We start from the raw sequence: 13037 nt of genomic DNA, 5'->3' as shown, positions 1-13037 counted from the left end.
GCTCCTATCCCGTGCGGTCAGCGTCCGGTCGTGACGCCGGTTCCCCGGGAGCCGGCGTCGTCGGAGGGTGCCCCGGGTCCTCCCCGGCCAGGCGGTGCGGCCACCACACCCTCGGTCCGACGTCCAGGAACAGGGACGTCACCAGGACCGAGCGGACGATGAAGGTGTCCAGCAGGACCCCCAGGGCGACCGCGAAACCGATCTCGGCGAAGGCGACCATCGGCAGGGTGCCGAGCGCGGCGAACGTGCCCGCGAGGACCAAACCCGCCGAGGTGATGACCGCGCCCGTCGCGGCGAGTCCGGTCACGACGCCCGCGCGGGTGCCCCGGCGGGCCGCCTCCTCGCGGATGCGGGTGCTCAGGAAGATGTTGTAGTCGATGCCGAGAGCCACCAGGAAGACGAAGACGAACAGCGGGAAGTCCGTCGACTCGCCCGCGTAGTCGAAGAGGTGGCGGAAGGCGAGCGCGCTGGCCCCCAGCGCCGCCGCGAAGGACAGTACGACCGTCCCGATCAGCAGCAGGGGCGCCACCACCGCGCGCAGCAGGAGCATCAGGATCAGCAGGACGACCAGCAGGACCGCCGGGATGATCACCAGGTTGTCGCGGGTCGTGGCCGCGTCCATGTCGAGCAGGGCCGCGGTGCCGCCTCCCACCTGGGCGTCGGCGTCCGGCACGGCGTGCACGGCGTCCCGTACCCGCTCGACCGTGTGCTTCGCCGCCTCGCTGTCGGCCGGGGCGGACATGGTCGCCTCGAAGAGGACCTTGCCGTCGTGCGACGCCGTGGTCCCGGCGGGCACGGTGATGCTGCCGGGCACCACCCCCTCGGTGCGCGCGACCGCAGCGCGCACCTCGGCGTTCCTGGTCTCGTCCGCCACGATCACCAGGGGATCGCCGCTGCCTGCCGGGAAGTACCGCGCGGACACCTCCTGACCGGCGATCGAGTCCGGCTTTCCGGTGAAGGCGTCCGCGTTGCCGATGCCCTCGGCGCGAAGCTGCAGCAGACCGAGGGAGAGCACGGCGAGCGCGAGGGCCGTGCCGGCCCAGATGGCGCGCGGCTCGCGGGAGATGCGGCGGCCCATGCGGGCCCAGACGCCGTGCGACGTCGGGTCGGAAGAGCCGAAGTGCGGGACGGACGGCCAGAAGACCCAGCGGCCGAAGACGAGCAGCAGGGCGGGGAAGAGCGTGATCATGGCGAGGAGGGCGACGGCGACGCCGATCGCGGCCACCGGGCCCAGACCGCGCGTCGAGTTCATCTCGGCGGCCAGCAGCACCAGCATGCCGAGGACGACCGTGGCACCCGAGGCGAGCACGGCGGGGCCCGCTCGGTTCAGGGCCAGGGCCATCGCCTCGTGGCGGTCCTCGTGGCGGCGCAGCTCCTCCCGGTAGCGGGCGACCAGCAGCAGCGCGTAGTCCGTGCCCGCGCCGAAGACGAGGACCGTGAGGATCCCGGCGCTCTGCCCGTTCACGGTGAGACCGGCGTGCTCGGCCAGCAGGTAGATCAGCGCCTGGGAGGTGAACAGCGCGACGACCACGGCGATCAGCGGGACGAAGATCAGCGTGAGGCTGCGGTAGGTGAGCAGCAGCATCACGATCACGACCGCCATCGCGGAGAACAGCAGGGTGGAGTCGATGCCCTCGAAGGCCGCGGAGAAGTCGGCGGAGGTGCCTCCGGGCCCGGTGATGTGCACGGCCAGTCCGTCGCCGCCCTCGCCGGTCTCGGCCCGGATCGAGTCGACGGCCGGCGCGATGCGCTCCCATCCCTTCTCGTCCATGGTGATCGGCACGAAGATCTCGGCGGCCGCGGGCGCCGCCCGGTCGTTGTAGAGGGGGCCGCGGGTCTCGGCGCCGCGCACGCCGTGGGAGGTGAGCGCCTTGATCTCGCGGACGTCCTCGGTGATCCGCTGCTTGTCCTGCGCGGTGAGGCCGCCGTCGCGTGCGTACACGACGACTGCGGGGATCTGCTCGGGCCTGAAGCCCTCCGAGGCGTCCAGGACCTGGGTGGACTCGGCGGTGCCGGGCAGCCAGGACGCCGCGTCGTTGTCCTGGGCGCCGGTCAGTTTCGTCGCGAGCGGCGCCGCCACCACGAGCAGCACCAGCCACAGTCCGACGATCAGCCACTTGCTGCGCCGTCCGCACACGAACCCGACGACTCCCTGGCGCATCCGATGTTCCTTCCCCGCCGTCATCGCCACCCCCGCAGTCGTGTCCCGAGCCGGTGGGCCGCCGGGTACGGCATGTCCGGCCATGGCGCGACACCGGTGCGACGGCCCCGGACCTCCGCGGACCGGTCCAGGTCTGGACCGGGGGGAGCAACCGGCGCCGGGCATGGCAGTCTTGGGGCATGGCCGTGCAGATCAACCCCAGCATCCTGTCCGCCGACTTCGCCCGCCTTGCCCAGGAGGCAGCGGCGGTGGAGGGAGCCGACTGGCTCCACGTCGACGTGATGGACAATCATTTCGTACCGAACCTCACGCTTGGTGTGCCGGTCGTAGAGTCCCTGGCCCGGGCGACGGACACGCCGCTGGACTGCCATCTGATGATCGAGGACGTCGATCGGTGGGCGCCGCAGTACGTGGAAGCGGGAGCCGGTTCGGTCACCTTCCACGTGGAGGCGGCCGCCGCGCCGGTGCGGCTCGCCCGCGAGATCCGGGCGAAGGGCGCCCGGGCCTCCATGGCGCTCAAGCCCGCGACGCCGATCGAACCGTACGAGGATCTGCTCCCCGAGCTCGACATGCTGCTGATCATGACCGTCGAACCGGGATTCGGCGGCCAGTCGTTCCTCGACATCATGCTGCCGAAGATCCGCCGCACCCGCGAGTTGATCAGCAAGCACGGCCTGGAGCTGTGGCTTCAGGTGGACGGCGGCGTCTCGGCCACCACCATCGAGCGGTGCGCCGAGGCCGGCGCCGATGTCTTCGTCGCCGGATCGGCGGTCTACGGGGCGTCCGACCCGGCCGAGGCGGTACGTGCACTGCGCACGCAGGCGGCGGGGGCGACCGCCCGTGCCTCCTGGGCGTGCGACCACTGAACCAAGGGAACGTGAACGCCGTCCCATCGGGGCGGATCAAGTGCGCCGGATCTGCAAGGATGAACGGCGAATCCAGAGTGTGAACAGCAGTGAGGAGATCGCCGTGTCGGGTATGTCGGCGGGCCGGTCAGCCATGCGGATGGGGCCCGCTGAGCTGGTCCAGGCGGCGGCCATGGCCCGCCGCTTCTACCTCGAGGGCAAATCCAAGATCCAGATCGCCGAGGAGTTCGGCGTCAGCCGCTTCAAGGTGGCCCGGGTCCTGGAGACCGCTCTCGAACGGGATCTCGTGAGGATCGAGATCCGTGTCCCGGCCGAGCTGGACGCGGAGCGCTCCGACGCACTGCGCGCCCGCTACGGCCTCAGGCACGCCGTCGTGGTCGAGTCCCCCGCCGACGCGGAGGAGTCGCCCGACCCCGAGAACCTCGGGGAGGTCGCCGCGGACCTGCTCGCCGAGCTGGTCAACGAGGGCGACATCCTCGGCCTGGCATGGGGCCGCTCCACCATCCACATGGCGGCCGAGCTCTCCCGGCTGCCTCCCTGCACGGTGGTGCAGCTGACGGGGGTGTACGACGCCGGGACCGCCGAGCGCGGGTCGGTGGAGGCGGTGCGGCGCGCCGCCCAGGTGTCGGGCGGGGACGCCCACCCCATCTACGCGCCGATGCTGCTGCCCGACGCGGCCACGGCGGCCGCGCTGCGCAACCAGACCGGGCTCGCCCGCGCCTTCGAGTACTTCGACAAGGTCACGGTCGCCTGCGTCTCCATCGGCTCCTGGGAGCCCGGCATCTCGACGGTGCACGACATGCTCAGCGACGAGGAACGCGGGCACTACGCGTCCCTCGGTGTCGCCGCGGAGATGTCCGCGCACCTCTTCGACGCGGAGGGGCGCCGGGTCGGCCGGGACCTCGGCGAGCGGTGCATCACCGTCAAGGCGGACCAGTTGCGCCGTATCCCCGAGGTCGTCGCGATCGCGGGCGGCCAGCGCAAAGCCGCCGCGATCGACGCGGTGCTGCGCTCCGGTCTCGTCACCAGCCTGGTGACGGACACGTCGGCCGCGGACTACCTGATGACAGCGGGTCCGACGCCGCGTCCCGCCCTCAACCGGGCGGACCCGGACGGGCCCTGAGCGGGCGGCGGTGACGGTGCGGCCGTAGGGCGGTGAGGCGGCCTCCTCGGCAGCTCAGGTGTTGACGGGGAGGCAGCTCCAGTGTTCACGGGGAGGCCGACCGCCGGAGTGGCCTCCCGTGACCGCCGGAGCAAGCGTCCCGCCACCGCCGGAGCGAGCGTCCCCGTCAACACCCGAGCCACATCAGAAGGGGCGATCCGGTCACCGCGGGGAGCGGTGACCCGGCCGCCGACCTGAGCGGTCACCCCGGTCACTGCCTGACCGACGACCCCGTGAACCGCTTGGGGACGCCGGGGCGGGCCCGGACGGCTCTGACCGCCTCGGCGGTGGGGCCGCCGGCCCGGAGGTGGCCCCGGGAGAGCGGGGCGGGGGACGAGTTCGACCGCTTCGGCCGCAGCCGGGCCGGCCGTCCGCCGTCCTCGCGCTTGGAGGATCCGACCAACCCCCCGCCGATGGGCCTGGATGATCTGTCCGGGCCGTTCACGCCCCTCGACATGGGACAATGAAGTACGTGCTCTTCCCCCTGGCTGACCTGTCCGGGGGCCACCTCTGATCGACTGGGATGTGCAGCACGTGCGTTTCCTCAACGACATCCAGCCCCCGTACGACCTGACGTACGACGACGTCTTCATGGTGCCGAGCCGCTCCGCGGTCGGATCCCGCCAGGCCGTGGACCTCACCTCGCCGGACGGCTCGGGCACCACCATCCCGCTCGTCGTCGCCAACATGACGGCGATCGCCGGGCGCCGGATGGCCGAGACCGTCGCCCGTCGCGGTGGCCTCGTCGTCATCCCGCAGGACATTCCGATCGAGGTCGTCACCGAGGTCGTGTCCTGGGTCAAGGGACGCCACCTGGTGCTGGACACCCCGATCATCCTGGCCCCCCACCAGACCGTCGCCGACGCGCTGGCCCTGCTGCCCAAGCGGGCGCACAACGCGGGCGTCGTCGTCGACGAGGACGCCCGCCCGGTCGGTGTGGTCACCGACGCCGACCTCTCCGGCGTCGACCGCTTCACGCAGCTGTCCGAGGTCATGTCGAAGGACCTGCTGCTGCTCGACGCGGACATCGAACCGCGCGAGGCCTTCAACCGCCTCGACACCGCCAACCGCCGGTACGCCCCGGCCGTCGACCGGGACGGCAGGCTCGCCGGCATCCTGACCCGCAAGGGCGCCCTGCGCGCCACCCTCTACACGCCCGCCACCGACGCGCGGGGCCGGCTGCGGATCGCCGCCGCCGTCGGCATCAACGGCGATGTCGCCGGCAAGGCCAAGCAGCTGCTCGACGCGGGGGTCGACACCCTCGTCATCGACACCGCGCACGGCCACCAGGAGTCGATGATCGCCGCGATCAGGACCGTGCGCGCGCTGGACCCGCAGGTCCCGATCGCCGCGGGCAACATCGTCGCCGCCGACGGCGTCAGGGACCTCGTCGAGGCGGGCGCGGACATCATCAAGGTCGGTGTGGGCCCCGGCGCCATGTGCACCACCCGGATGATGACCGGTGTCGGCCGCCCGCAGTTCTCGGCGGTCAAGGAGTGCGCCGCCGAGGCGAGGAAGTACGGCAAGCACGTGTGGGCCGACGGCGGTGTCCGCCACCCGCGCGACGTCGCGATGGCGCTGGCCGCCGGTGCTTCCAACGTCATGATCGGTTCCTGGTTCGCGGGCACGTACGAGTCCCCGGGCGACCTCCAGCAGGACGCCGACGGGCGCCTGTACAAGGAGTCGTTCGGCATGGCGTCGGCCCGCGCCGTCAAGAACCGCACCAGCGAGGAGTCCGCGTACGACCGCGCCCGCAAGGCGCTGTTCGAGGAGGGCATCTCCACCTCGCGCATGTTCCTCGACCCGTCCCGGCCGGGCGTGGAGGACCTGATCGACTCGATCATCGCGGGTGTCCGGTCCTCCTGCACCTACGCGGGCGCCAACTCCCTCGCGGAGTTCGCCGAGAGGGCCGTCGTCGGCATCCAGAGCGCCGCCGGCTACGCGGAGGGCAAGGCGTTGCACGCCAGCTGGAGCTGACGCGCGCCACCGACCCGGACGGCCCCCGAGGTACGACCACGGGGGCCGTCGGCGTACCCGCGCGCACCGGCCCCGGCCCCTCGGGGCGGCCCCCGCAAGGGCCCCTTGCAACGGTCGAAAGACCCCGCGCAACGAACGTGCGCCCGGATGCGATGAACGCAACGATCTTGCGGAGACGCGCAAGGTTGCTGCATTACGCCCGTGAAGCCCGAACTCGTAGGGTCAAGCGCTGTACGTGGTGTGGCGGGGACCCCGCTCGGTGGGTCCCTGCTGTCAGGGGTGCTGCCGGTCCCCGCCCTTTCCGACCGGCAGCGATGAAGGAGCCAGCGCGTGCTCGACCAAGGCGCACCCCCGCAGTCCCGCACCTCCTCCGCCCCACCGTCCCCGGGCCTCGGCGCGCGCCTCATGCGGCGCAAGCCCGTGGAACGCCTGGTCGCCGAGGGCGGCCAGGGCGAGGGTGGCAGCCTGCGCCGCTCCCTCGGCCTCTGGCAGCTGACCATGATCAGCATCGGTGCCACCCTCGGCACCGGCATCTTCGTCGTCCTCGGCGAGGCCGTCCCGAAGGCCGGTCCCGCGGTCACGCTGTCCTTCGTGATCGCCGGTCTCACCGCCCTCTTCTCGGCCCTCTCCTACGCCGAGCTGGCGGGCACGATCCCGGTCTCCGGGTCCTCGTACTCGTATGCGTACGCAACGATGGGCGAGCTGATCGCCTGGATCTGCGGCTGGTGTCTCGTCCTGGAGTACGGCGTCTCGGTCGCGGCCGTCGCGGTCGGCTGGGGCGAATACCTGAACGAGCTGCTCGACGGCACGATCGGCGTCACCATCCCGGACGCGCTGTCCGCGCCGCCCGGCGACGGCGGCATCTTCAACCTGCCCGCGCTCATCGTCGTCCTGCTGGCGATGGCCTTCCTGCTGGGCGGCGCCAAGGAGTCGGCCCGCGCCAACACGATCATGGTGGTCGTGAAGATCGCGGCGCTGCTGATGTTCTGCGCGATCGGCGTCCAGGGTTTCCGGTCCGGCAACTACGAGCACTTCATGCCGCTCGGCATGGCGGGCGTCAGCGCCGCAGGTGCCACGCTCTTCTTCTCCTACATCGGCTTCGACGCCGCCTCCACGGCCGGCGAGGAGGCGAAGAACGCGCAGCGCGACCTGCCGCGCGCGATCATGCTCTCGCTCGTCATCGTGACGGCGCTGTACGTCGTCGTCGCGGCCGTCGCCGTCGGCGCCATGCCCTGGCAGGGGTTCGGCGACTCGGAGGCCGCGCTCTCCGGGATCATGAAGGACGTCACCGGGCAGACGGTCTGGGGCACCCTGCTCGCGGCCGGCGCGGTCATCGCCATCGCCAGCGTCGTGCTCACCGTGCTCTACGGCCAGACGCGCATCCTCTTCGCCATGTCGCGCGACGGACTGGTGCCGAAGGTGTTCTCCCGCGTCCACCCGAAGAGCGGCGCGCCCCGCGCCAACACCGTGATCGTCTCGCTGTTCTGCGGTGTCCTCGCCGCCGCGATCCCGCTCGGCCAGCTCGCCGACGCGACCAGCATCGGCACGCTCTTCGCCTTCGCGCTGGTCAATGTCGCGGTCGTCGTCCTGCGCCGTACGCGACCGGAGATGCACCGCACGTTCCGGGTGCCGCTGTCGCCCGTGCTGCCCGCGCTCGGCCTCGCCTTCTGCCTCTGGATGATGGGCAGCCTCTCGGCCGTCACCTGGGTGGTCTTCGGCGTCTGGATGGCCCTCGGGCTCGTGTTCTACTTCAGTTACGGCCACCGCCGTTCCAAGCTGGCCGCCGCCGGTGTCCCGGCCGCAGACTCCGCAGCCATCGCAGAAAAGTGAACCACCCGCCTTGCTGAACGATCTCGACGAACGCATCGTGCACGCCCTCGCCGAGGACGCCCGCCGCTCCTACGCCGACATCGGGCAACTCGTCGGCCTGTCCGCGCCCGCCGTCAAGCGGCGCGTGGACCGGCTGCGGGCCACCGGCGCCATCACCGGATTCACCGTCCGGGTGGACCCGGCGGCGCTCGGCTGGGAGACCGAGGGGTTCGTCGAGATCTACTGCCGGCGCAACACCTCGCCGGAGACCATCCAGCGCGGCCTGGAGCGCTACCAGGAGGTCGTGGCCGCCTCCACCGTCACCGGTGAGGCGGACGCGGTCGTCCAGGTCTTCGCCTCGGACATGCGGCACTTCGAGCGGGTCCTGGAGCGCATCGCGGGGGAGTCGTTCGTCGAGCGGACCAAGTCCGTGCTCGTCCTCTCACCGCTGCTCAGGCGTTTCTCGGCCGGTTCACCCACGTAGGACCGGCGGGGCCGCCGGGCCGGTCCCACGACCGGGTTCAGAGCTTCGGCCGCCAGGGCACGACCCGGTAGTCGCCCGTGCCGCGCCGCACCTTCTCGAAGGGCGCCGACCCGACGCACGCCGGCAGGTCCTCGGTCTCCACGGGACTGCCGACCGCCGCCCAGCTGTAGCCCAGCCGGTCGTGGGAGCCGAGGTCGTGGACCGTGATGCCCACCCGCCTGCCCTCGGCGCCGGGCAGGTCGGAGTCGGTGATCACCCCGGAGACCACGGCGACCCTGCCCCCGGTGAGCAGGCAGTCGACCTCCGCCTTCGCCCGGGCGCCGGCGCCGTTCACGTAGTGGCTGAACTCGAAGGTGCCGGTGGCCTTCGTCGGGTCGGCGCCGTCCTTCGCCGCGAGATGGGCGTCGAAGGTGAACGTGATGTCGTCGCCGGCCGACCGGTACAGCTTGGCGGTGCCGGTCAGCGCGGCGGCCTCGCGCTTCTCCCGCTCACCGCCGGCGCCCGCGACGGCGTGCCGGGTTCCGGACCGTCCGGTGCCGGACGCGGCGGCGGATTCCGCCGCTCCGGCGGTGAGCAGCAGGACGGTGCCGAGCACGGCGAGCCGGGTGCGACGGTCAGAGCGGTTCATGACGGTCCTTTCCGCAGGTCAGGTGGACATCCGTCACTCTGCCGCCGGCACCGGGAAGGCACATCGTGCCAGGGACGTCACCGTGCCTCCGCCGTCCGGCGGGGACGTGCCCACGGCCTGCACCCCGAGGGGGAGGGGAGGTACGCCTCAGGGTGCGCAACGAATCACCGCACGCCCCCGCTCGCACGCAACGAATCGTCCACCGGCGCGCAACGGCTGCTCCTTGTCCCGCCGAGCGCGGCGACCGTACCGTCTATCTGGGCGACCACGCTGGTCACCCGCCCCCCGAACCCCCTCCGCCCCGGTGAGGAACACGCATGCGCACAGCCCTGCTCCAGAGCTCCGGCCGCCCCGGCTCCGTCGCCGAGAACCTCAAGGTTCTCGACGACGCCGCGGGCCGCGCCGCCGCCGCGGGCGCCGGACTGGTCGTCGCACCGGAGATGTTCCTGACCGGGTACGCGATCGGCGACGACATCGCCCGCCTGGCCGAGCCCGCCGACGGCCCCGCGGCCGACGCGATCGCCGAGCTCGCCGCCCGGCACGGTGTCGCCGTCGCCTACGGCTACCCCGAGCGCGACGGCGAGCGGGTCTACAACTCCGTCCGGCTGATCTCCGCCGACGGCCCCCTCGCGAACTACCGCAAGACCCACCTCTTCGGCTGCTTCGAGCGCGAGCACTTCACCCCCGGCGACCAGCCGGTCGTCCAGGCCGACCTCGGCGGACTGCGCGTCGGCCTGATGATCTGCTACGACGTCGAGTTCCCGGAGAACGTCCGGGCGCACGCCCTCGCCGGCACCGACCTCCTCCTGGTGCCGACCGCCCAGATGCACCCCTTCCAGTTCGTCGCCGAGTCCGTCGTCCCGGTGCGCGCCTTCGAGAACCAGATGTACGTCGCGTACGTCAACCGCACCGGCCGGGAAGGGGAGTTCGAGTTCGTCGGGCTCTCCACGCTCGCCGGACCCGACGGTATCGCCCGCGGACGCGCGGGCCGCGGCGAGGAACTGGTCCTCGCCGACGCCGACCCCGTCCTGCTGGCGGCCTCGCGCGAGGCGAACCCGTACCTGAAGGACCGCCACCCCGGCCTCTACGGGTCGCTGGTCTGAACCCGGCCGCCCTCTCCCCGCACCCGGCTTTCCCCGCAAGGAGTCCGTACCCCATGACGTCCACGGTGCCCACCGCCGTCCCGCACGCCGACGCGCAGCAGCCGCCGATCACCATGTTCGGCCCGGACTTCCCGTACGCGTACGACGATTTCCTCGCGCACCCCGCGGGCCTCGGCCAGATACCCGCGACCGAGCACGGCACCGAGGTCGCGGTCATCGGCGGCGGGCTGTCCGGCATCGTGGCCGCCTACGAGCTGATGAAGATGGGCCTCAAGCCCGTCGTCTACGAGGCCGACCAGATCGGCGGCCGGCTGCGCACCGTCGGCTTCGAGGGCTGCGACCCCTCCCTCACGGCCGAGATGGGCGCGATGCGCTTCCCGCCGTCCTCCACCGCCCTCCAGCACTACATCGACCTGGTGGGCCTGGAGACCCGGCCGTTCCCGAACCCGCTGGCCGAGAGCACGCCGTCGACCGTCGTCGACCTCAAGGGCGAGTCGCACTACGCCGAGACCGTCGAGGACCTCCCCGAGGTCTACCGGCAGGTCGCGGCCGCCTGGAACGCCTGCCTCCAGGACGGCGCCGACTTCTCCGACATGAACCAGGCCATGCGCGAGCGCGACGTGCCGCGCATCCGCGAGATCTGGTCGAAGCTCGTCGAGAAGCTCGACAACCAGACCTTCTACGGCTTCCTCTGCGACTCCGAGGCCTTCAAGTCCTTCCGGCACCGCGAGATCTTCGGCCAGGTCGGCTTCGGCACCGGCGGCTGGGACACCGACTTCCCGAACTCCATCCTGGAGATCCTGCGCGTCGTCTACACCGAGGCCGACGACCACCACCGCGGCATCGTGGGCGGCTCCCAGCAGCTGCCGCTGCGCCTGTGGGAGCGCGAGCCGGAGAAGATCGTGCACTGGCCGTACGGCACGTCGCTGTCGACGCTGCACGACGGGACCCCGCGCCCGGCCGTGACCCGGCTCGGCCGCACCGCCGGCAACCGGATCACCGTCACGGACGCGAACGGCGACATCCGTACGTACCGGGCGGCCATCTTCACCGCCCAGTCCTGGATGCTGCTCTCCAAGATCGCCTGCGACGACTCGCTCTTCCCGATCGACCACTGGACGGCGATCGAGCGCACGCACTACATGGAGTCGAGCAAGCTCTTCGTCCCCGTGGACCGTCCGTTCTGGCTGGACAAGGACGACGAGACCGGGCGGGACGTCATGTCGATGACGCTCACCGACCGTATGACGCGCGGCACCTACCTCCTCGACGACGGCCCGGACAGGCCGGCGGTCATCTGCCTGTCGTACACCTGGTGCGACGACAGCCTGAAGTGGCTGCCGCTGTCCGCGAACGAGCGCATGGAGGTCATGCTCAAGTCGCTCGGCGAGATCTACCCGAAGGTCGACATCCGGAAGCACATCATCGGCAACCCGGTGACCGTCTCCTGGGAGAACGAGCCCTACTTCATGGGCGCGTTCAAGGCCAACCTGCCGGGCCACTACCGCTACCAGCGGCGCCTGTTCACCCACTTCATGCAGGACCGGCTCGACGAGGACAAGCGCGGCATCTTCCTCGCGGGCGACGACATCTCCTGGACGGCCGGCTGGGCCGAGGGTGCCGTGCAGACGGCGCTGAACGCGGTGTGGGGCGTCATGCGCCAGCTCGGCGGCGCCACCGACCCGACCAACCCCGGGCCCGGCGACGTCTACGACGAGATCGCCCCGGTCGAACTGCCCGAGGACTGACGGATGCGGGGGAGCGGGGAGCTTGCCGGCTTCCCGCTCCGGTCGCTCACACCCCGGCCCACGGTCCGCCCGTCCGGTACGGCAGCGGCGTGAGCAGCATCCGGCCGGTGAGGCCGACCGCGGCGTCGAGACGCCGGCCGAACTCCTCGGCGAGTTCCGGGAGTCCGCGCAGCGCCCACAGCGCCCGGGCCGCCGACCAGGTGGCGTCGCGGGCCCGATCGAGGCTCCAGGAGCCGAGCAGATGGGTGAGCGGATCGGCGACCTGGAGCAGATCGGGGCCGGGCATCAGATCCTCGCGGATGCGTTCCTCCAGCGAGACGAGGAGGTCGCCCACCCGCTCGAACTCGTCCTCCAGATCGGCCGGTTCGCAGCCGAGCGCGCGACAGGCGTCCACGACCGCGAGCGCCAGGTCGTGCCCGATGTGCGCGTTGATGCCCGCGAGGGCGAACTGCAGCGGCCGTACGCCGGGATGGCGCCGGAACTGGAACAGCGGCCGCCAGCAGGCGGGCCGGTGCTCCTCCTCGGCGACTGCCAGATAGCGCTGCGCGAACCGCACGTCCAGGGTGACGGCGGCCGCCGGGTCAACGAAGTGACCGACCGCCAGACGCCGGGCGACCTCCTCGGTGACGGCGAGGTAGACGCGGTTGAAGACGGCGACACCGTCCCGCTCGGGCAGGTCCGCGTCGAGGGCGCGCATACGAAGGACGACCGCGTCGACGGTCCCGGTGAGCTGTTCCGACTGCGCCATGGGGGCAGGGTGCCAGTCCCGGGCCCGGCGGAGTGCCGCCGGGCCGGGCGCTTCCCCGGAACGGGGGAACGACGCGCACCGGGGACCTTCCCGGCCGCGTGCGCGCCTAGTACTGCAACGGTACTTGTGCTGATTGCTGGGCAGTTTCAGGGGCTGTGTCCGCGTCGTTTGTAGTGGCTGATGCGGGCTTGGTGCTGGCGTCGTCGTCGCCAGTGTGACCAGTGCAGAACGTCATCGACCGGGGTAGGACGGCGGTTCGTGAGGCGGGTGATCAGGCGTCGGATCTCGGCAAAGCTGAGGTGGATGAGCTGGGAGGATCCGTTTCTGCTTTCTCCGTGTCCAGCTCTCGGG

Annotated in this window: 10 protein-coding genes; 7 read left to right on the top strand and 3 right to left on the bottom strand. The window is 71.6% G+C overall.

Annotated features, from left to right (window positions below; translation table 11 throughout):
• Window positions 1–4: 4 nt before the first annotated feature.
• A complete protein-coding gene (locus AC0ZLC_RS12160; protein WP_476751942.1) occupies window positions 5–2161 on the bottom strand; it encodes an MMPL family transporter in 2157 nt (718 codons plus the stop codon).
• Between the two features lie 179 nt (window positions 2162–2340).
• On the opposite strand from AC0ZLC_RS12160, the gene rpe reads away from it, so the two are divergent.
• The 5 genes from rpe to AC0ZLC_RS12135 all read left to right on the top strand — a co-directional run bounded on the left by rpe (window position 2341) and on the right by AC0ZLC_RS12135 (window position 8459).
• The gene (gene rpe, locus AC0ZLC_RS12155; RefSeq protein WP_476751941.1) at window positions 2341–3027 is read left to right on the top strand and encodes a ribulose-phosphate 3-epimerase; all 687 of its coding nucleotides are present in this window, start codon (window positions 2341–2343) and stop codon (window positions 3025–3027) included.
• Window positions 3028–3106: 79 nt separating this feature from the next.
• Window positions 3107–4150, top strand: coding sequence for a sugar-binding transcriptional regulator (locus AC0ZLC_RS12150; RefSeq protein ID WP_358852680.1), 1044 nt, complete (start codon window positions 3107–3109; stop codon window positions 4148–4150).
• 573 nt (window positions 4151–4723) lie between these two features.
• Window positions 4724–6166 carry a GuaB1 family IMP dehydrogenase-related protein gene (locus tag AC0ZLC_RS12145; protein ID WP_476752248.1) on the top strand — a complete coding sequence of 481 codons (1443 nt, stop codon included), beginning with the start codon at window positions 4724–4726 and terminating at the stop codon, window positions 6164–6166.
• 330 nt (window positions 6167–6496) lie between these two features.
• Window positions 6497–7996 carry an amino acid permease gene (locus AC0ZLC_RS12140; protein ID WP_476751940.1) on the top strand — a complete coding sequence of 500 codons (1500 nt, stop codon included), beginning with the start codon at window positions 6497–6499 and terminating at the stop codon, window positions 7994–7996.
• Window positions 7997–8006: 10 nt separating this feature from the next.
• Window positions 8007–8459, top strand: coding sequence for an Lrp/AsnC family transcriptional regulator (locus AC0ZLC_RS12135; RefSeq protein WP_358852678.1), 453 nt, complete (start codon window positions 8007–8009; stop codon window positions 8457–8459).
• Window positions 8460–8496: 37 nt separating this feature from the next.
• Here AC0ZLC_RS12135 and AC0ZLC_RS12130 read toward each other — a convergent pair whose 3' ends face one another.
• Window positions 8497–9087 (bottom strand): Repetin, encoded by a 591-nt coding sequence (locus AC0ZLC_RS12130; RefSeq protein ID WP_476751939.1) that lies wholly within the window; start codon window positions 9085–9087, stop codon window positions 8497–8499.
• Window positions 9088–9404: 317 nt separating this feature from the next.
• On the opposite strand from AC0ZLC_RS12130, the gene AC0ZLC_RS12125 reads away from it, so the two are divergent.
• Window positions 9405–10190 (top strand): carbon-nitrogen hydrolase family protein, encoded by a 786-nt coding sequence (locus AC0ZLC_RS12125; RefSeq protein WP_476751938.1) that lies wholly within the window; start codon window positions 9405–9407, stop codon window positions 10188–10190.
• A 53-nt stretch (window positions 10191–10243) separates the two neighbouring features.
• Window positions 10244–11938 (top strand): flavin monoamine oxidase family protein, encoded by a 1695-nt coding sequence (locus AC0ZLC_RS12120; RefSeq protein ID WP_476751937.1) that lies wholly within the window; start codon window positions 10244–10246, stop codon window positions 11936–11938.
• A 46-nt stretch (window positions 11939–11984) separates the two neighbouring features.
• Here the strand turns inward: AC0ZLC_RS12120 and AC0ZLC_RS12115 are convergent, their stop codons facing one another.
• Complete coding sequence (locus tag AC0ZLC_RS12115) at window positions 11985–12686, bottom strand: DUF5995 family protein (protein ID WP_476751936.1); 702 nt, start codon at window positions 12684–12686, stop codon at window positions 11985–11987.
• Between the last annotated feature and the right edge of the window lie 351 nt (window positions 12687–13037).

The sequence above is a fragment of the Streptomyces sp. GLSS-08 genome (assembly GCF_056387915.1).
This window is presented reverse-complemented; position numbering and strand designations above follow the sequence as displayed.